The organism is Agromyces sp. 3263, assembly GCF_031456545.1.
Classification (GTDB): domain Bacteria; phylum Actinomycetota; class Actinomycetes; order Actinomycetales; family Microbacteriaceae; genus Agromyces.
In genome coordinates, this window is record NZ_JAVDUV010000001.1 from 483,034 (window position 1) to 501,783 (window position 18,750).

The 18,750-nt window shown below is 70.2% G+C and carries 17 protein-coding genes and 1 tRNA gene; 6 read left to right on the forward strand and 12 right to left on the reverse strand.

Annotated features, from left to right (window positions below; genetic code table 11):
* Positions 1 to 33: 33 nt before the first annotated feature.
* The gene (locus J2X63_RS02190; protein WP_309973432.1) at positions 34 to 837 is read left to right on the forward strand and encodes a GDSL-type esterase/lipase family protein; all 804 of its coding nucleotides are present in this window, start codon (positions 34 to 36) and stop codon (positions 835 to 837) included.
* Positions 834 to 1,724: an SGNH/GDSL hydrolase family protein gene (locus J2X63_RS02195; RefSeq protein ID WP_309973435.1), complete on the forward strand. Its 891-nt coding sequence runs from the start codon at positions 834 to 836 to the stop codon at positions 1,722 to 1,724. The genes J2X63_RS02190 and J2X63_RS02195 overlap by 4 nt, the downstream gene beginning before the upstream one ends.
* 72 nt (positions 1,725 to 1,796) lie before the next feature.
* On the opposite strand, the gene J2X63_RS02200 is transcribed toward J2X63_RS02195, so the two are convergent.
* The 5 genes from J2X63_RS02200 to topA form a co-directional block, all read right to left on the reverse strand.
* A tRNA-Thr gene (locus J2X63_RS02200) sits at positions 1,797 to 1,869 on the reverse strand.
* Between the two features lie 79 nt (positions 1,870 to 1,948).
* Complete coding sequence (locus J2X63_RS02205; protein ID WP_309973437.1) at positions 1,949 to 3,514, reverse strand: alpha/beta hydrolase; 1,566 nt, start codon at positions 3,512 to 3,514, stop codon at positions 1,949 to 1,951.
* Positions 3,511 to 4,674, reverse strand: coding sequence for a DNA polymerase III subunit delta' (locus J2X63_RS02210; RefSeq protein WP_309973439.1), 1,164 nt, complete (start codon positions 4,672 to 4,674; stop codon positions 3,511 to 3,513). The genes J2X63_RS02205 and J2X63_RS02210 overlap by 4 nt, the downstream gene beginning before the upstream one ends.
* A gap of 70 nt (positions 4,675 to 4,744) precedes the next feature.
* Entirely contained in the window at positions 4,745 to 5,365 is a 621-nt protein-coding gene (gene tmk / locus J2X63_RS02215) for a dTMP kinase (protein ID WP_309973442.1), read from the reverse strand.
* The gene (gene topA, locus J2X63_RS02220; RefSeq protein ID WP_309973444.1) at positions 5,362 to 8,184 is read right to left on the reverse strand and encodes a type I DNA topoisomerase; all 2,823 of its coding nucleotides are present in this window, start codon (positions 8,182 to 8,184) and stop codon (positions 5,362 to 5,364) included. Before topA ends, tmk begins: the two co-directional genes overlap by 4 nt.
* Before the next feature lie 201 nt (positions 8,185 to 8,385).
* On the opposite strand from topA, the gene J2X63_RS02225 reads away from it, so the two are divergent.
* A complete protein-coding gene (locus tag J2X63_RS02225; RefSeq protein WP_159602713.1) occupies positions 8,386 to 8,622 on the forward strand; it encodes a hypothetical protein in 237 nt (78 codons plus the stop codon).
* 2 nt (positions 8,623 to 8,624) lie between these two features.
* Here the strand turns inward: J2X63_RS02225 and J2X63_RS02230 are convergent, their stop codons facing one another.
* The 5 genes from J2X63_RS02230 to J2X63_RS02250 form a co-directional block, all read right to left on the reverse strand.
* Positions 8,625 to 8,987 (reverse strand): Rv3654c family TadE-like protein, encoded by a 363-nt coding sequence (locus tag J2X63_RS02230; protein WP_309973447.1) that lies wholly within the window; start codon positions 8,985 to 8,987, stop codon positions 8,625 to 8,627.
* A gap of 4 nt (positions 8,988 to 8,991) precedes the next feature.
* The gene (locus J2X63_RS02235; protein WP_309973449.1) at positions 8,992 to 9,303 is read right to left on the reverse strand and encodes a TadE family type IV pilus minor pilin; all 312 of its coding nucleotides are present in this window, start codon (positions 9,301 to 9,303) and stop codon (positions 8,992 to 8,994) included.
* Between the two features lie 16 nt (positions 9,304 to 9,319).
* Positions 9,320 to 9,511 carry a DUF4244 domain-containing protein gene (locus tag J2X63_RS02240; RefSeq protein WP_309977771.1) on the reverse strand — a complete coding sequence of 64 codons (192 nt, stop codon included), beginning with the start codon at positions 9,509 to 9,511 and terminating at the stop codon, positions 9,320 to 9,322.
* A 135-nt stretch (positions 9,512 to 9,646) separates the two neighbouring features.
* Entirely contained in the window at positions 9,647 to 10,594 is a 948-nt protein-coding gene (locus tag J2X63_RS02245; RefSeq protein WP_309973451.1) for a type II secretion system F family protein, read from the reverse strand.
* Between the two features lie 77 nt (positions 10,595 to 10,671).
* On the reverse strand, positions 10,672 to 11,541 hold the full coding sequence (locus tag J2X63_RS02250; RefSeq protein WP_396133101.1) for a TadA family conjugal transfer-associated ATPase: 870 nt from the start codon (positions 11,539 to 11,541) through the stop codon (positions 10,672 to 10,674).
* Between the two features lie 713 nt (positions 11,542 to 12,254).
* Here J2X63_RS02250 and acs point away from each other — a divergent pair.
* Entirely contained in the window at positions 12,255 to 14,210 is a 1,956-nt protein-coding gene (acs, locus tag J2X63_RS02255; RefSeq protein WP_309973454.1) for an acetate--CoA ligase, read from the forward strand.
* 100 nt (positions 14,211 to 14,310) lie between these two features.
* On the opposite strand, the gene J2X63_RS02260 is transcribed toward acs, so the two are convergent.
* Complete coding sequence (locus J2X63_RS02260; RefSeq protein ID WP_309973456.1) at positions 14,311 to 14,781, reverse strand: RidA family protein; 471 nt, start codon at positions 14,779 to 14,781, stop codon at positions 14,311 to 14,313.
* Positions 14,781 to 15,008: a hypothetical protein gene (locus J2X63_RS02265; RefSeq protein ID WP_309973458.1), complete on the reverse strand. Its 228-nt coding sequence runs from the start codon at positions 15,006 to 15,008 to the stop codon at positions 14,781 to 14,783. The genes J2X63_RS02260 and J2X63_RS02265 overlap by 1 nt, the downstream gene beginning before the upstream one ends.
* A gap of 187 nt (positions 15,009 to 15,195) precedes the next feature.
* On the opposite strand from J2X63_RS02265, the gene J2X63_RS02270 reads away from it, so the two are divergent.
* Both J2X63_RS02270 and J2X63_RS02275 read left to right on the forward strand, forming a co-directional pair.
* A complete protein-coding gene (locus J2X63_RS02270) occupies positions 15,196 to 17,745 on the forward strand; it encodes a transglycosylase domain-containing protein (RefSeq protein ID WP_309973460.1) in 2,550 nt (849 codons plus the stop codon).
* A complete protein-coding gene (locus J2X63_RS02275; RefSeq protein WP_309973462.1) occupies positions 17,742 to 18,719 on the forward strand; it encodes a metallophosphoesterase in 978 nt (325 codons plus the stop codon). The genes J2X63_RS02270 and J2X63_RS02275 overlap by 4 nt, the downstream gene beginning before the upstream one ends.
* The last annotated feature ends 31 nt before the right edge of the window (positions 18,720 to 18,750 follow it).

Here is an 18,750-nt window from a genome sequence, read left to right on the forward strand (position 1 = left end):
GCGGCCGGCACCGGACCGCACTATCATCCGTGCATGACAACGCTGTCGAGAACCCGGCGTCTCACGACGCTCGCCAGCGCATCGATCCTCGTCGCCTCGGCGACCCTCTTCGGTGCTCTCCCCGCGATGGCCGCCCCCGGCGGCCAACCCGGACCCCCGTCGGCCGACAAGGCCGCGTACGCCGCACTCGGCGACTCCTACGCGGCGGGCGTGGGCGGCGGCGACTACCTCGACGCGTGCCTCACCAGCCCGAACGGCTACGCGGCGGACCTCGCCTCCGACCCCGGCCTCACCGTCCACGCGTCGTTGCGCGGATGCGTCGGGGCAACGGTCGATGATGTCGTCGCCACGCAGCTCGACGGACTCGACCTTCGTACGCGCCTCGTCACGCTCACCGTCGGTGCCAACGACCTCGGTCTCGATACCGTCACGACGGCATGCCTGCTCGGCACCGTCGAGCAGTGCGCCGCCGCCGTCGCCGCAGCCCAGGCGAACCTCCCGGTGCTGGCGTCCGACCTCGCCGCAGCACTCGCCGCGATCCGCACGGCCGCTCCGAAGGCCGACGTGCTCGTGACCGGCTATCCGCTCCTGCTCGACCCGGCCATCCCCCAAGCCGGCATCGTGAACAGCGGAGTCGTCGCACTGAACGCCGTCATCCAGGGCGTCGTGACCGCCGCGGGCCCCGGGTTCGAGTACGTCGACGTGACGGCGGCGTTCGCCGGCCATGGCATCGGGTCCGCCGCTCCATGGATCGTCGCTCCGCCGAGCCCCGACGCGTTCCACCCGAACCCCGCCGGATACGACGCCTACGCCGCGGCCATCCGCGCCGCCCGATGATCGGCGACGTCGCCACGTCCCTCGTCCACCGCCGCCGGCTCGTCCTGGTGGCCGCGGTCGTGGCCGCGGCCGTGATCGTCGGCGGTTCGGCGCTGACCAGCCCGCCCGAGGCGGCCCACGCCGCCGTCGTCGCCGGCAAGCCCGACAAGCCGGGCAAGCCTGGCGGCGGAGGTGGAGGCGGCGGGGGTGGCACGACCGAGTTGGACTATGCCGCCGCCGGCGACTCGTTCGCCGCGGGCGTCGGCGCGCGGAACTATCTCGACACGTCGTGCTACCGCAGCTCGAGCAGCTACCCGAAGGTGCTCGACGCCGACGCGAACCTCCGACTGGTGGCGTTCCCGGCCTGCTCCGGGGCGTCGACCGCGACGGTCATCGCCGTGCAGGTACCCGCCATTCCGGCGACGGCCGCGCGGGTGTCGCTGACGGTGGGGGGCAACGACGTGGGATTCGCCGACGTCATGCAGTCCTGCTTCGTCCTCGTGTCGAGCACTTGCGAGTCCCGCATCGTCGCAGGCGAGACGCTCGTGGCGAACGGGACGCTCGGGGCGAATGTCGCGGCCGCCATCCAGGCGATCCGTGCACGTGCGCCCGAGGCGAAGGTGGTCGTCACGGGCTACCCGCTGCTCTTCAACGTGCCGAACACGAAGTACCAGTGGGCGGCGCGCGTCAACCAGAGCACGACGGCGCTCAACGACGCCGTCGAGACCGCCGCGGTGGCCAACGGCGCGGTCTTCGTCGACGTCGAGGCGGCGTTCGCAGGGCACGGCGTCGGCAGCGCCACGCCGTGGATCAACGACTGGTCGTGGCTCCGTACCACCGACGGCTTCCATCCGACCGCGACGGGCTATACCGCGTACGCGAGCGAGGTCCGCAAGGTGATCGGATAGCACCACGCGCCGGACGACCTCGGTCGAGAGACACGAGCGGCCCCGGATGACCCGGGGCCGCTCGCGTTGCTGAGCCGCCTGTGGGAATCGAACCCACGACCTTCTCATTACGAGTGAGACGCTCTGCCGACTGAGCTAAGGCGGCGTGGCATCCGGACTCGCCTGGGCGATCCGGCTGGCACGAGAATCTATGTTAGCGGGTTTCGCCGCCCTCGTTGACCACCTCAGCACCGAGGGTCGGACTCGGGCACGGTGCCATCGAGGAGATACCGTTCCACCGCGTTGTCGACGCAGTCGTTCGACTTGTTGTAGGCGGTGTGCCCCTCCCCGTCGTAGGTGACCAGAACGCCGCTCTCGAGCTGGTCGGCGAGTGCCACCGCCCATTCGTATGGGGTGGCCGGGTCGCCGGTGGTGCCCACGACGAGGATCGGGGCGGCGCCCGACGCCGTGATCGGCTCCCGAACGCGGTCGCTCCGGTACGGCCAGTTCACGCAGCCCAGGTCTCCGTAGCCGAAGTACGGCCCGATGATCGGTGCTGCAGCGGCGATGGCCGCGGCATCCGCCCGCATCGCCGCCACGTCGGACTGGTACGTGTAGTCCAGGCAGTTGATCGCACGGAACGCCTCGGTGGAGTTGTCGAGGTAGGTACCGTCGTCGCCGCGCCCGTTGTACGCGTCGGCGAAGGAGAGCGCGACGTCGGCCTCGCCGAACATGACCGACTCGAACAGCTGGTCGAGGTAGGGCCAGGACTCCTCGCTGTAGAGCGGATAGATGATGGCGGTCAGCAGGGTGTCCGCGCCGACCATGCGGCCGTCGGAGCCGCGCAGCGGGCTGGCGTCGACTGACGCGAGCAGGCGACCGACCTCGGCCATGGCGTCGTCGGCCGAACCCTGGAAGGGGCACTCCGTGCCGGTGAGGCAGTTCTCGAGGTAGCCGTGCAGCGCATGCTCGAAGCCGACGGCCTGCACCTCGTTGACCTCGGCGTTGCTCGCGGCGGGGTCGAGGGCGCCGTCGAGCACGAGTCGCCCGACCTTCTCGGGGTAGAGGTCGGCGTACGTCGCCCCGAGGAACGTCCCGTACGAGTACCCGAGGTAGTTGAGCTTCTCGTCGCCGAGCACCGCGCGGAGCAGGTCGAGGTCGTGCGCGGCGCTGACCGTGTCGACGTGCGCCAGCAGGTCGCCGGTCTGCTCGTTGCACGCCTTCCCGAAATCGGCGGCCGCGGTCCCCACCAGGTCGATCCACTCGTCGCTGCCGCGCTCGGCGGGCACGATCCCATAGAGGTAGTCGTCCATCGCGGCGGCGTCGTAGCATGCGACATCCGAGCTCCGACCGACACCGCGGGGGTCGAAGCCGACCACGTCGAAGTGCTCCTGCAGGGGCTGCCCCACCGCGTAGTCGAGCGAGTCAGCGACGAAGTCGTATCCGGACCCGCCCGGTCCGCCCGGATTGACCAGCAGCGAGCCGATCCGCTCTCCGGTGGCCACGTGCCGGATCAGGGCCAGCTCCACCTCGCCGTCGGCGGGGTTCTCCCAGTCGAGCGGGGCCTTCGCCGTGGCGCACCCCAGACCGTCGCCGCAGGGCTCCCACTCGAGCACCTGCGTGTAGAACGGCTGCAGCGCCTCGGCCACGTCTTCTCCGGTGGGCGTCGAGACCGGCGGCGCCGGGTGGAGGAAGTCGGTGGAGCATGCGGTCAGCGCGACGACCGCCGCGAGCAGCAGTCCGACGACGCCGACGCGGCGAGCGCGTCGCATCCGTGCACCTGATCCGCCCGTGAGGGGTGTTGAGGTCATGCGGCTCCCCGTTCGGTGGACGTGCGAATGGCGCTGACGAGCATCGCCTCGAGCGCGAGCGCGGGTTGCACGTTGCCCTCGATGCGTTCGCGCGCCGCCTGGATGGCGTCGAGCGTCGCCAGGGTCCGTGCCGGCGCAGCGGATGCCGCGGCCCGCTCGATCTGCGGCAGCAGCTCACGGTTCACCAGCTCGACGTCGGCGCCGAGCTGCACCAGGAGCACGTCGCGGTAGAGCGACGCGAGGTCGACGAGGATGCGGTCGATCCCGTCGCGCAGGCTCCGCGTGGCCCGCCGCTTCTGGTCGTCCTCGAGCGCCTTGAGCTGCGGTCGCAGCGCGGCCGGCACCGCCTGTCCGGGAGCCACGCCCAGGGAGTGCAGCGCGTGCGCCCGCTCCTCGGCGTCGCGGAGCTCGGTGATCGCCTTGGCGTCGTCGCCCGCGATCTGGAGGAATCGCGCGGCAGTCGAGACGGCGGTCGCCGCCGAGCGCACCTCGAGCGCCAGCCGAAGGGTCTCGGCTCGCCGCTGCCTGGCCTCGTCGCTCGTCGCGAGCCGATGCGCCATGCCGATGTGGCACTGCGCCTCGCGAGCGGAACGCTCCGCCAGGTCGGGATCGACGCCGTCGCGGCGCACGAGGAGCGCGGCGACCTCGGCCACGGTGGGCATCTGCAGCCGCACCGAGCGGACGCGGGAGCGGATGGTGGGGATGAGGTCGGCCTCGCTGGGGGCGCAGAGGATCCAGACCGTGCGCTCGGGCGGCTCCTCGAGCTCCTTCAGGAGGAAGTTCGAGGTCTGCTCGGTCATGCGATCGGCGTCCTCGACGATGATGACCCGGTGCCGGCCGACGGACGGAGCGTAGTGCGAGCGCTTCACGATCTCGCGCACGTCGTCGCGCTTGATGATCACGCCCTCGGTGGCGAGCACGTGCAGGTCGGGGTGGCTTCGCGCCTCGACCTGGATGCGGGTGGGCTCATCGCCATCGGGGTGTCCGGCGATCAGCGCCGTCGCGAACGCGTAGGCGAGGTTCGACCGGCCCGACCCGGGCGGCCCGGTGATCAGCCAGGAGTGCGTCATCTGCCGGGACGCGCCGCCGGCAGCCTCGGCCGCCGACCGGAACACGCCGATGGCCGTGTCCTGACCGGTCAGTTCGCTCCACACGCTCACGCGTCCACGCTACCTTCCGCCCCTGACCGTGCCATCCGCGCCGTCCGGGGCTGCCGTGTCGTCCGGCCGTTCAGAGCAGTCCGGCGACGCGGGCACGGATCACGCCGGCGATCTCGTGGACGGGCCGCGTCGCGTCGACCACGAGGAACCGTTCGGGATCGGCCTCGGCCAGTGCGAGGTACGCCGCCCTGACGCGGTCGTGGAACTCGGATGCCTCGGCCTCGAGCCGGTCGTAGCGGGTGCGCGCCTGGTCGAGGCGTCCGCGCGCCGACACCGCATCGAGATCGAGCAGGATGGTGAGGTCGGGCTGCAGCCCCTCGGTCGCCCACTCCGACAGGCCGCGGATCGCGTCTGGATCGAGCACGCGTCCGGCGCCCTGGTAGGCGACCGACGAATCGATGTAGCGATCCTGCAGGACCACGTCGCCTCGCTCGAGCGCCGGACGGACCAGGGTCGCGACGTGGTGTGCGCGATCCGCGGCGTAGAGCAGCGCCTCCGCCCGTGGCGCGATGTCCCCGCGGTGGTGGAGCACGATCTCCCGCACCTCGACGCCGACCTCGGTGCCGCCGGGCTCCCGGGTGCGCACGACCGTGCGACCCGCCTCCTCCAGCCATCGGCCGAGCAGTTCGGCCTGCGTCGTCTTCCCGGAGCCGTCGCCACCCTCGAGGGTGATGAAGACGCCGAGGCTCACGCCGTGCTCTTCTTGCTCGCCGCCTTCTTCGCGGGCGCCTTCTTGGCGGGCGCCTTCTTCGCGGCCGTCGTCGTCGAGCGCTTCGCGCGGGGAGCAGCGGGCCCCTTGTCCCGCTTGATCTGGAGCAGCTCGACCGCACGCTCGAACGTGATCTCCTCGACCGACTCCGCGCGCGGAATGGTCGCGTTCGTGGTGCCGTCGGTGACGTACGGACCGAACCTTCCGTCCTTCACCTTGATCGGCTTGCCGCTCACGGGATCGTTGTCGAACTCCTTGAGTGCGCTGGAGGCACGTCGGGCGCCGTACTTGGGCTGCGCGAACAGCTCGAGGGAGCCCGGCAGGTCGATCTCGAAGATCGCATCCTCGCTGGGCAGGGTGCGGGTGTCGGCGCCCTTCTTGAGGTACGGCCCGTAGCGTCCGTTCTGCGCGGTGATCTCCTCGCCCGACTCGGGGTCGAGCCCGACGACGCGCGGCAGGTCGAGCAGCTTGAGCGCGGTGTCGAGGTCGACCTCCTCGATCTGCATGCTCTTGAAGAGGGAGGCGGTGCGCGGCTTCGCCGCGACGGGCTTCTTCGCGGCCCGCTTCGGCTTGGGAGCCTCCACGACCTCGCCGGTCGCCGGGTCGACGGATGCCGCGGCCGCAGCCTCGGGCTCCTCGGGCTCGGGTTCGAGCTCCGTGACGTAGGGGCCGAACCGGCCGTCCTTGACCACGACCTGCTTGCCGCTCTCGGGATTCAGGCCGAGGACGCGGTCGGTCTGCACGGGTGCCTCGATGAGCTCCCTGGCCTTCGCCTCGGTGAGCTCGTCGGGCGCGAGTTCGACGGGGAGGTTGACGCGACGAGGAGTGCTGTCGTCGCCGGCATCCGGGTCGGCGGTCTCGAGGTAGGGACCGTACTTGCCGATGCGCAGGGTGATGTCGGGCGCGATCCGGACGGAGTTGATCTCGCGGGCGTCGATGTCGCCGAGGTTGTCGACCACCTGGCGCAGGCCCCGGTGGGTGTCGGACCCGAAGTAGAAGCCATTGAGCCAGTCGACCCGATCGGCCTCGCCGGAGGCGATCCGGTCCAGGTCGTCCTCCATCTCGGCCGTGAAGTCGTACTGCACGAGGTCGCCGAAGTGCTCCTCGAGGAGGCGGACGACCGAGAACGCGACCCAGCTGGGCACGAGTGCCTGGCCGCGCTGCGTGACGTATCCGCGGTCGAGGATCGTGGAGATGATCGATGCGAAGGTCGACGGCCGGCCGATGCCGAGCTCTTCGAGCCGCTTCACGAGGCTGGCCTCGGTGTACCGCGGCGGCGGGGAGGTCTCGTGACCCTTCGCCTCCAGGTCGGCGATCGCGAGCGACTGGCCTTCCTTCAGCGGGGGAAGCTTCGCCTCGCCGGGGGTCTCGTCGGCGTTGCGCTCCTCGTCGCGGCTCTCCTCGTAGGCGGCGAGGAAGCCGCGGAAGGTGATGACCGTGCCGCTCGCGGTGAACTCCGCGATCGTGCCCGCGGCGCTGACGGATGCCTCGGCGGGGGTCGCGGCATCCGCTGCCGTCGGACCGACCTCGATGGTGACGGTCGCCGTCTGGCCCTTCGCATCCGCCATCTGCGAGGCGACCGTGCGCTTCCAGATGAGGTCGTAGAGCTTGAACTCGCTGCCGCGGAGCACGCTCTGCAGCTCGGAGGGCGTGCGGAACACCTCGCCCGAGGGGCGGATCGCCTCGTGCGCCTCTTGGGCGTTCTTCGACTTGCCGGTGTACACGCGGGGCTTGTCGGGGATGGAGTCGGCGCCGTAGAGCTTCGTCGCCTGCGACCGTGCGGCCGTGATCGCCTGCTGCGACAGCGACACGGAGTCGGTGCGCATATAGGTGATGTATCCGTTCTCATAGAGCGACTGCGCCACGCGCATGGTGTCGCGAGCCGAGAGACGGAGCTTCCGGGCGGATTCCTGCTGCAGGGTCGAGGTCGTGAGCGGGGCAGCCGGCCGCCGCGAGTACGGCTTCGACTCCACCTTCGAGACTGTTCGCCGGACGCGTTCGTCGCGCAGTGCGTGCACGAGCGCCTCGGCGACGCGCTCCTCGAGCACGACGGCCTTGCCCTTCAGCCGGCCGGCGTCGTCGAAGTCACGGCCGGTGGCCACCCGCTCGCCGCCGAGGCGCACGAGGCGCGCTTCGAAGGCGGAGCCCTCGTCGGACGACTCGGGCGCGAAGCGACCGATGAGATCCCAGTACCCGGCGGCGACGAACGCGAGGCGCTCCCGCTCACGATCGACGACGAGTCGGGTGGCGGCGGACTGCACGCGTCCCGCGGAGAGCCCAGGACCGACCTTGCGCCAGAGCACGGGCGACACCTCGTACCCGTAGAGACGGTCGAGGATGCGGCGGGTCTCCTGCGCGTCGACGAGGGCGGTGTCGAGCTCGCGGGTGTTGTCCTTCGCCTTCTGGATCGCGTCCTTCGTGATCTCGTGGAAGACCATGCGGCGCACCGGCACCTTCGGCTTGAGCTCCTGGAGGAGGTGCCACGCGATGGCCTCGCCCTCGCGGTCCTCATCCGTTGCGAGGAGGAGTTCGTCGGCGTCCTTCAGGGCACGCTTCAACTCGGCGACGGTCTTCTTCTTGGAGTCGGAGACGACGTAGTACGGCTCGAAGCCGTGCTCGACGTCGACGGAGAACTTGCCGAGCGAGCCCTTCTTCAACTCGGCGGGCAGGTTCTTCGGCTCGATGAGGTCACGGATGTGGCCGACCGACGACAGCACCTCGTAGCCGTCGCCCAGGTACTGGGCGATCGACTTCATCTTCGTCGGCGACTCCACGATGACCAACTTCTTCGCGCCTGACACCAGACTCCTCTGTTCCATGAATGGGGCAACGCACGTTCGAGCCGCGCCCCCGAGCGGTGTGCCTGCCGGTGGATCGGACCGCCGACAGCCACACCATACACACACTCACCGTGAGTGCACCCACCGGGCGGCGCGAACTGGGGGTGGGGCGACGCGCCTGCAACCCCTTGCAGTTCGCGGGCCGCGGAGGAGAATGACGCCATGGACACCACTTCCGCGACCTCGTACACCGCGAAACTCATCGACGGTCCGCTCGAGGGCAAGACGGTCGCCACCGCCTTCCTCGAGACGGGCGATCCCCGTCCTCGTCTCGAGCTCAACACCGACAAGGGCAAGCACTACATCTATACCCGTGCCGCCGGCCTCGAGTTCGGCGCAGAGGACGACGACCGACCCACCGCCGTGGAGTATCGCTTCGTGGAGACCGTCTTCGACTGAGCTCAACCGGTCGAGCCGGGCGGCCCGGTCGCGCCTGGCGGCCCGGCCCGCGCCGCGCGGCGGACATCGATGCCGACTCCCTGCACCCGCACGGCGACGAACGCCACGGCCCCATCCAGATCGCAGACTTCCACGTCCGCCCCGTTGCGGGCCGCCGTTCGCTCTGCGAGGTCGCACGGCGTTCCAGGGACCGCGCCCGAGATCGCGTCGGCCGCAGCGAGGGCGGCCGCGTCGGCCGCGTTGGCGGCACGTTGCGCCAGCGCGAAGGCCGACAACACGGGTACCGTGAGCGCGGTGAGCGCCACCACGGCACCCACGATGCCGAGCGCCAGCACGGATGCCGCCCCGCGTTCCGCGTCGTGCACGCGCTCACCGTCCCCCGGCCATGGCGCACGACTCCGCGCGAAGCGTGACGGCCGACAGCGGGCCCGCGCTCGACGCGGTCAGCGCGACGCAGACGAACGGGTCCTCGTGCCAGCTCGTCAGCCCCGGGCCGACGCCCGACACCCGATGGGCGATCGACACGGCGGACGACTCGGATTCACCGCGCCCGAGGGCACGCGCGGCGTCGGCCGCGGCATCCGTCAACCGCACCTGCTGCGCCACGAGGACGACCGCCGCCAGGCAGGTGGCGAGCACCACGGCGATCGCCGGCAGCGCGACGGCGAACTCCGCCGTCACGCTGCCGCGCTCGCACTCACCCGACGGTGAGGGCATTCCGCACGAGGTCGGTGAGGATACCGCGCACCTCATCGCCGCGGAGGATGATGACGAGCAGTCCGGCGAACCCGACGGCGGCCATCGTCGCGACGGCGTACTCGGCGGTGGCGGCCCCGCGCTCGCCGGCGAGGCGGCGGTGCCCCGAACGGAACGGTCGCGATCTCGCCACCGCCTCAGCGGACTGGCGCCTCGCGGTGCCGTCGCCGTCATGGCCGGCGACCTGGTCGGTGTCGTGGTCGTGCATGCGGTGTTCCTTTCGTGATGCCGGATGTCCCGGCGGGTGGACGGCACGAGTTCGATGGCGTCATGCGGCGCCGCCCAGCGTGCCCGAGACGACCGAGATGAGCAGCGGCATGACGCCGAGGAGGACGAACGCGGGGAGGACGCACGCGCCGAGCGGTAGCATCAGCCGCACGCCGAGGGCGGCCGCCCCGGCAGCGCCGTCGGCGCGGGCCACCCGGCGGAGCCGCCCGGCCTCGGCACGAAGGAGGTCGGCCACCGGCGCGCCGGCGCGGGCGGCCAGCGCGATCACTTCGTCGACCGACGAACCTCGGTCGCTCGGGATGCCGACCTCGTCGAGTGCGGTGCCGACGAGGCGGCGCGCTCGTTCGACCGAGGCGCCGCCCGACATGGCGATGGCCAGAAGCTCGAGCTCCAGCCCCGACGCGTGACGATCCGGCGTCGCGCGACGGGCGAGCGCGGCGCTCCACCGGTGCCCCGCCCAGAGCAGCGCCGTGCCGATGACGACACAGGCGAGCCCGAGGGGGTTGCCGAACAGCACGGAGACGGTATCGAACCCGAGCGAGGCGCCGAACAGGGCGGCGAGCACCGGCAGCGTCACGACGAGGCGCGCGCTGGCGAGTGGGCCGGCGAGCGCGGACCGGACGTCGCGGCGCGATTGAGCCTCGTCTCGGAGCGCCCTCGCGAGATCGCGAAGGCTCGAGGCGAGCGGCGCACCGGAGTCGCTCGCCACCTGCCACGCCGCCGCGAGCACGGCCCACTGGGGAGACGCACCGCGTCGTTCGTTCAGCACCGCGACGATGGCCGGCGACACCGGTTCGCCCGAGGCCGCCGCCGTGGCGGCTGCCGAGCGCACCGCGTCATCGTCGGACTCCGCCCCGAGCCGTTCATGCCGCGAGCCGCCCACACCCACGTTGGCCCACGCACCGCCCGCCGGAACGCCCGCGGACAGCAGCACGGCGAGCCGCTCGGCGACCACGGCGATCGCGTCGACAGCGGCCGCGGGGTCCATTCGTCGGCGCCGGAACCCGAACGAGCGGGGACGCGTCTTGCCAGAGGCGAACCTGCGGCCCGGCGACGACCGCCCGCTCACAGCGCGACCACCTCCAGCCGACCGTCGCGCAGCTCGAATCGGCCGATCTCGGCGAGCCGTCGTCGACCGCCGGCGCGATCGAGGTGCAGGACGAGGTCGAAGGCGCTGACCGTCTGCCTCGCGACCGCGTCGGGCGCGAGCCCCGCCGTGGCGCCGAGCGCCTCGAGGCGTGCGGGCACGTCCGCCAGGGAGTTGGCGTGCAGGGTGCCCGCACCGCCGTCGTGCCCGGTGTTGAGGGCCGCGAGGAGTTCGCGCAGTTCACCGCCGCGACACTCCCCCACCACCAGCCGATCGGGACGCATGCGAAGGGCCTCACGCAGGAGGACGTCGAGACCGAGTCGTCCGGCCCCCTCGAGGTTGGCCTGTCGGGCCTCGAGCGCGACGACATGCGGGTGGCTGATGTTGAGCTCGGCGACGTCTTCGATGAGGACGATGCGCTCGCGCGGCGACGCCTCGCCGAGGAGGGCCGCGAGCAGCGTGGTCTTTCCCGTGCCGCCGGCCCCGGTCACGAGAAGATTGCGTCGGGCGGCGATCGCATCGCGCAGCACGCGCTCCTGCGCGGCATCCATCATGCCCGCACGCACCAGCGCGGCCAGTTGGAAGCCCGACGCGCGCGGCACTCTCACCGAGATGACCGTGCCGTCGGAGGAAACGGGCGGCAACACCGCGTGCACCCGGATGCCCCGGCCGAGTCGCACGTCGACGGCGGGCGTGGCCTCGTCGATGTGCCGCCCTCCTCGCGCGATGAGCCGCACGGCCAGTGCGCGGACCTCGGCCTCGTCGGCGGACCACGCCGGCTCGTGCTCAGGACCAGCACCCCGGTCGATCCAGAGCCCGCGTTCGCCGTTCACGAAGAGGTCGGTCACGGGGCCGGATGATGCGAAGGGCGCCAACGGTCCGAGGTCGTCGAGGTCGCCCGCACCGGCCGAATCAGTGGACGAATCCCCTCCGGACGGCCCGTGGCCCGTGGTCGGCAGGATGCCCGATACCGCCGCGGTGACCCCAGCCGCGGCGTGTGCGCGAGGCGACGCCGCGGTCGATGACGCATGGGCCAGCGCGCCGCGTGGCTGCGGCTGAGGTCGTTCCCATGAGGGAGTGGCGACGAAGGGGATGGACATGCGCCGAGCGTACGAAGACGCGTGCCGCACGCGGCATCCGCTCGGGCCGTGGTGGGGATCGAGCCTCCTCCACGCCCTTGTGGAGGAGAACTCGAGCCGTTCGCGCTAGTCGAGCAGCGCCGTTAACGAAAGGGGGCGGCACCCATTGGGGGGAACAGGTGCCGCCTCGGCAGCGCAAGGATTGGGGGGAATCGCGAGCGCTGCAGGCCACGAAACGAGTGTTCGGGCGGTATTCAGTGTAGGGCTTCCGAAAGGATGCGCAAGCATTTTTTGTCCTCATTTGTGCGGACGTACAGTTTTCTCTGCGCAAAGGCACAGTAACCGCTCTCACGGCTGCTCGGAAGAGCATGCGACCCGGTGTGACCGACCTGTTACAGCCCGGTCCGAGCCGGGCGGTATGGTGCTGGTGGGGCAGGCGACCCAACCGATGCACGCAATCGCGAAGGAGCGACCGGAGAACCATGACCGTTCAGATCGACCACGCACTCGAGGAGATCAGGCGCTTCCGCCCGAGCCCTGAATTCGCCGCCCAAGCCATCGCCGATGCCCGTCTCTACCAGGAGGCCGACGAGGATCGGCTCGCGTTCTGGGCGCATCAGGCCCGCGAACTCCTCCAATGGGAGAAGCCCTTCACCCGCACGCTCGACTGGTCGAACCCGCCGTTCGCGAAGTGGTTCGACGACGGCGAGCTGAACGTCGCCGTCAACTGCCTCGACCGGCACGTCGACGCCGGCAACGGCGACCGGGTGGCCCTCCACTGGGAGGGTGAGCCCGGCGACAGCCGGGACGTCACCTACGCGCAGCTCACCGACGAGGTGAAGCGAGCGGCCAACGTCCTCACCGACCTCGGCGTGGGCGAGGGCGACCGCGTCGCCATCTACCTGCCGATGATCCCAGAAGCCGTCGTCGCGATGCTGGCGGTGGCTCGCATCGGTGCGGTGCACTCGGTGGTGTTCGGCGGATTCAGCGCCGACAGCCTCGCCTCGCGCATCGACGACGCCGAGGCATCCCTCGTCATCACCGCCGACGGGGGCTACCGCAAGGGCAAGGTGTTCCCGCTCAAGCCCGTCGTCGACGAGGCACTGGCGAAGGCCGAAGGCGGCACGGTGCGCAACGTCCTCGTCGTCCGTCGCGGGGAGAACGACGTCGAATGGGATGCCTCACGCGACCACTGGTGGCACGAGACGGTGACCGAAGCCTCGGGCCAGCACGAGGCGCGCGCGTTCGGCGCGGAGCATCCGCTCTTCATCCTCTACACCTCGGGCACCACCGGGAAGCCGAAGGGCATCCTGCACACCTCGGGCGGCTACCTCACGCAGACGGCGTTCACCCATAGGAACGTCTTCGACCTGCACCCCGAGACCGACGTGTACTGGTGCACGGCCGACGTCGGCTGGATCACCGGGCACTCCTACGTCGTCTACGGTCCGCTCGCGAACGGCGCCACCCAGGTGCTGTACGAGGGCACGCCCGACACCCCCCATCCCGGCCGCTGGTGGGAGATCGTCGAGAAGTACAAGGTCTCCATCCTCTACACGGCGCCCACGGCCATCCGCTCGTTCATGAAGCTGGGGCGGCAGATCCCCCACGGGTTCAACCTGCGCTCGCTGCGTCTGCTCGGATCGGTCGGCGAGCCGATCAACCCCGAGGCGTGGATCTGGTACCGGCACGTGATCGGCGGCGGCTCCATTCCCGTCGTCGACACGTGGTGGCAGACCGAGACCGGCGCGATCATGATCTCGGCCCTGCCCGGCATCACCGACCTGAAGCCGGGCAGCGCGCAGGTGGCGATCCCCGGCATCTCCATCGACATCCTGAGCGACGACGGCACACCCGTCGAGGGCGAGGGCGGCGGACTCCTCGTCGTCACCGAGCCGTGGCCGTCGATGCTGCGCGGCATCTGGGGCGATCCCGAGCGGTTCAAGGAGACCTACTGGGAGAAGTTCGGCGACAAGTACTTCGCCGGCGACGGCGCCCGCCGCGACGAGGACGGCGACATCTGGCTGCTCGGCCGGGTGGACGACGTCATGAACGTGTCGGGCCACCGCCTGTCGACGGCCGAGATCGAGTCGTCGCTCGTCGCGCACCCGTGGACGGCCGAGGCCGCCGTCGTCGGGGCAGCCGACGAGACGACCGGACAGGCCGTCGTGGCCTTCGTCATCCTCAAGGCCAGCCAGGTCGAGCACGTCACCGACGTCAGCGAGGCCGCCGAGGAGCTGCGCCGCCACGTCGCCACGCAGATCGGCGCGATCGCCCGTCCCCGACAGGTCTTCATCGTCAACGAACTGCCGAAGACGCGGTCGGGCAAGATCATGCGGCGTCTCCTGCGCGACCTCGCGGAGGGTCGTCAGGTGGGCGACACCACGACGCTCGCAGACACGTCCGTCATGACGGCGATCACCGAGCAGGTCAAGTAGCAGAACGACGGATGCCGCGGCGGGATCACTCCCGACGCGGCATCCGTCGACTTCGTCACCGTGCGCGTCGTGCCCGGCGTGTGCTGCGCTGCACTGGTTGCTACGCGAATTCCACGATCAGCTCGATCTCGACCGGCGCGTCGAGGGGCAGTACCGCCACGCCGACCGCCGAACGCGCGTGGCGGCCGGCCTCGCCGAACACCTCGCCGAGCAGCTCGGAGGCGCCGTTGACGACCCCCGGCTGGCCCGTGAACGACGGGTCGGAGGCGACGAAGCCGACGAGCTTCACGATGCGGATGACGCGGTCGAGCGACCCGATCTCGGCGCGCACGGCGGCGAGCGCGTTCAGGATGCATGTTCGGGCATACGCCTTCGCATCGTCGGCGGGAACGAGCCCGTGCCCGTCACCGACCTTGCCGGTGGCAGGGAGGCTGCCCGCGACGAAGGGCAGCTGGCCCGAGGTGTAGACGTACGAGCCGCTGGACACCGCGGGCACGTATGCCGCCACGGGCGGAGCGACCTCGGGGAGCTCGATGCCGAGCTCGGCGAGACGCGCTTGGACGGCGGCCATCAGGCCTCGCCCTCGAACTGCTTGGCGGCTTGGGCCGCCGCAGCGGCGCCGGCGGACGCCGCGGACGACGACTCGCCGCCGACCGGGCGCTTGAGGTACGCGACGAGCCCGCCCTCGGGACCCTGCACGACCTGCACGAGCTCCCAGCCCTCGGAGCCCCAGTTGTTCAGGATCGCCGCGGTGTTGTGGATGAGCAGCGGGGTGGTGATGTACTCCCAGGCCGGCATGCGGGGTTCCTCGTCTCTCGTCTGCGACTGCGATGTGGTCGATCGGCTCGTGGTTCTCCCACCGATGGGAACGGCCGATCTCGCGGAGCGCGGCGTGTCGGCGCACGGCAATGCAGCGCCGCCCGCATAGCGGGTTTTGCCAGCCTTCTCCGTTAAGCTCCACTATATGTCTGCCCAAAAACGTACGATGAGCGACGTCGGCGCCGGAGTCCTCGGATTCCTCGGCCTGAGCGCTCTCGCCGGCATCCTCGTGACGGCAGCCGTGACTCCCGCCCTCGCGGTGACCGGCATGGCCGCGAACAACGGCATCTCCATGTTCGAGAACCTTCCGGGATACCTGAACATCGAGGAACTGTCCCAGAAGACGGACATCTACGCCACGCAGCCCGACGGATCGCAGGCTCTGCTCGCCTCGTTCTTCGACGAGAACCGCGAGGAGGTCCCGTATGACGCGATCAGCCAGTACGTGAAGGACGCCGCGGTCGCCGGCGAGGACCCCCGCTTCTACGAGCACGGCGGCATCGACATCCAGGGCACCATCCGTGGTGCGGTGAGCACGTATGTCCTGAACAAGGACGTGCAGGGCGGCTCGTCGATCACCCAGCAGTACGTGAAGAACGTGCTCATCAACAACGGTGTGCGGGAAGCGAAGACCGAGGAGGAGAAGGAAGCCGCCTACGAGGCGGCGACCGAGACCTCCCCCGAGCGCAAGCTCAAGGAGATGCGCTACGCGATCGCCCTCGAGAAGAAGTTCTCGAAGGACCAGATCCTGCAGGGATACCTGAACATCGCGGCGTTCGGCGGCCGGGTCTACGGGATCGAGTCGGCGTCGCAGTACTACTTCAACAAGCACGCCATCGACCTGTCGCTGCCCGAGGCGGCGAGCCTCATCGCCATCGTGAACCACCCCGAGAAGTTCCGACTCGACTATCCCGAGAGTGAGACCAACGGCGCAGCAACGGTCGTCGACGGACAGCCCGTGCCGTACGCCGACAACAAGGAGCGGCGGGACTACATCCTCGGCGAGATGCTGAAGCTGAAGAAGATCACCCAGGAGGACCACGACGCCGCGGTGGCGACGCCAGTGACGCCGGAGATCACCGAGCCGAGCACCGGCTGCCAGACGGCACAGGGCAGTGCGTACTTCTGCGACTACGTCGCCTGGATCATCAAGAACCAGTACGACGACCCGAACACGCCCGATGTCAACGAGGGCACGCGCATGCTGCAGCAGGATGGCCTGCAGATCTACACCACGCTCGATCTCGAGATGCAGAACAAGGCCGAGACCGCCATCGCCGAGAACGTGCCCTTCTCCGACGCCCGATTCGACGTCGGGTCGGTCGCAGTCACGGTGCAGCCGGGAACCGGCAAGATCCTCGCGATGGCCCAGAACAAGAAGTACTCCAATGACCCCGACGTCATCGCGACGAGCCCCGACTACACCTCGGTGAACTACAGCACCGACTATGAGTACGGCGGGTCCAGTGGCCTCCAGCCCGGCTCCACCTACAAGGTCTTCACCTTGGCGGAGTGGCTGAACGAGGGCCACTCGCTCAAGGAGACGTTCAACGGGTCTCGCCGCACGTTCACCTCCTTCACTGACAGCTGCACGGGCAACTGGAGCGGCAGCTACAATCCCCGCAACGATGACGGGCGCATCGCGAACAACGCCATCAACGCAACGGCGTGGTCCGTGAACACCAGCTTCATGGCTATGGCCCAGCAGCTGGATCTCTGCAAGATCAAGCAGACCGCCCAAGCGTTCGGAGTCCATCGGGCGGACGGGACGGACCTTCAGATGAATCCGTCCGATGTGCTGGGCACGCAGGAGATCGCCCCAGTGACCATGGCCGCGGCGTTCGCAGGGATCGCGAACAACGGCATGACGTGCACGCCGATCGCGATCGACAAGATCGTGAAGGCCGATGGCACGGAAGTCGCCCCTCCGGTCTCGACGTGCTCACAGTCGGTCACGCCCGAGGTAGCCCATAGCATGGCGTACGCCATGCAGCAGACGTTCGCGAGCGGCGGCACCGCGACGGCCTCCGATCCCGGCACCGGCATCCCCCACATCGGGAAGACCGGTACGACCGACGGCGCGAAGGACACCTGGATGATCGGCGCGAGCACGAAGGCCGCGACGGCCGTCTGGGTCGGCAACGTGGTCGGCGATGCCAACCTCCGCGAGCTGGACTTCGACAGCGGCGCTGCAGCGACGGCGCGTCACCGCATCTGGCCGATGATCATGGAACTCGCCGACAACAAGTACGGCGGCGATGCATTCCCCGAGCCGGAGCAGAGCGCCTTCAAGGAGGTCCTGGTCGACGTGCCGCAAGTCGCAGGGCTCTCGCTCGACGCCGCGAAGCAGGCGATCGAAGCCGCCGGGTTCGTCTTCGAGGACGGCGGGCAGCAGGACTCGAGCCTTCCGGCCGGCCAGGTCTCGGGAACCGACCCGGCAGGGCAGGCGGGCAAGGGATCGACGATCCGCGTCTTTACGAGCAACGGCCAGGGCGCGACCGTGCCCGACCTCACGGGCATGAACGCCCTGCAGGCGAAGGCGGCGCTCGACGCGGCCGGCCTGCGCATGAAGGGCGGCGGCGGGAACCCGACCGGCACGGTCACGAGCCAGAGTCCGGCGCCCAACAGCCCGGTGAAGCGCGGTGACGAGGTCACCGTGACCTTCAGCGACGGCGGTACGGGCGGCAACGGCGGCGGAACCCCGGGCCAGGGTTGACCGGCGCCGCGCCTCGGCTCGCTGCGCGGATCGCACTCGCGATCGGCGCAGCGGGCGCTGCCGCGCTCGCCTGGGGTTCGCTCGTCGAGCGCACCAGGTGGACCCTTCGACAGGTCGAGGTGCCGGTGCTGCCGGCCGGCGCGGAGCCCATCACGGTCCTGCATCTCTCCGACCTGCACATGGCGCCCTGGCAGCGTGACAAGCAGGCCTGGGTGGCGTCACTCGCCCAGCTGCGGCCCGACCTGATCGTCGACACGGGCGACAACCTCGGGCACGAGCGCGGCCTCGACGGCATCCGTCGCGCGTTCGACGTGTTCGCCGGCATCCCGGGTGTCTTCGTCAACGGGTCCAACGACTACTTCGGCCCCCAGCTGAAGAACCCGTTCATGTACTTCGGTGGCCCGTCGGGACGTTCCAGGCGATCGAAGCGGCTCGACACCGACGCGCTCCACGCGTACTTCGCCGAGCTCGGGTGGCAGGACCTCGACAACACCGCCGCGAGCCTCGACCTGCGCGGGACGCACTTCGAGTTCTTCGGGGTGGACGACCCCCACCGCGGCTGGGACCGGCTCGACCTCATCACCGCGGCGATCGACGAGCTTCGTGCCGAGGACCCGCTCGGCGACGAGACCTGGCCCGACGCGGCATCCGCCCGTGCGCGCCGCTCGACCGTGACCGTCGGCGTGACGCACGCGCCCTACCAGCGGGTGCTGAACTCGTTCGTGAACCATGGCGCACAGCTGGTCCTCGCCGGCCACACGCACGGCGGGCAGGTCTGCATGCCCGGCATCGGGGCGCTCGTCACGAACTGCGACATCCCCAGGCAGCAGGCGAAGGGCCTCAGCACCTGGCGCCACGGCCTGCGCTCCGCGTTCCTGAACGTCTCGGCGGGCCTCGGCACGTCGATCTACGCACCGGTCCGATTCGCCTGCCCGCCCGAGGCGACGGTGCTGCGACTGGTTCCCGCGGCCTGAATCGGCCGACGGATGCCGCGACCGAGCGTGG

Bases quoted from the DNA above. Each gene is read 5' to 3' on its own strand.
- J2X63_RS02190 (WP_309973432.1), top strand. From the start codon at position 34: ATGACAACGCTGTCGAGAACCCGGCGTCTCACGACGCTCGCCAGCGCA.
- J2X63_RS02245 (WP_309973451.1), bottom strand. From the start codon at position 10,594: ATGGACCCCGCGGCCGCTGTCGACGCGATCGCCGTGGTCGCCGAGCGG.
- acs (WP_309973454.1), top strand. From the start codon at position 12,255: ATGACCGTTCAGATCGACCACGCACTCGAGGAGATCAGGCGCTTCCGC.
- J2X63_RS02265 (WP_309973458.1), bottom strand. From the start codon at position 15,008: ATGCCGGCCTGGGAGTACATCACCACCCCGCTGCTCATCCACAACACC.
- J2X63_RS02205 (WP_309973437.1), bottom strand. From the start codon at position 3,514: ATGACCTCAACACCCCTCACGGGCGGATCAGGTGCACGGATGCGACGC.
- J2X63_RS02225 (WP_159602713.1), top strand. From the start codon at position 8,386: ATGGACACCACTTCCGCGACCTCGTACACCGCGAAACTCATCGACGGT.
- J2X63_RS02270 (WP_309973460.1), top strand. From the start codon at position 15,196: ATGAGCGACGTCGGCGCCGGAGTCCTCGGATTCCTCGGCCTGAGCGCT.
- J2X63_RS02260 (WP_309973456.1), bottom strand. From the start codon at position 14,781: ATGGCCGCCGTCCAAGCGCGTCTCGCCGAGCTCGGCATCGAGCTCCCC.
- J2X63_RS02195 (WP_309973435.1), top strand. From the start codon at position 834: ATGATCGGCGACGTCGCCACGTCCCTCGTCCACCGCCGCCGGCTCGTC.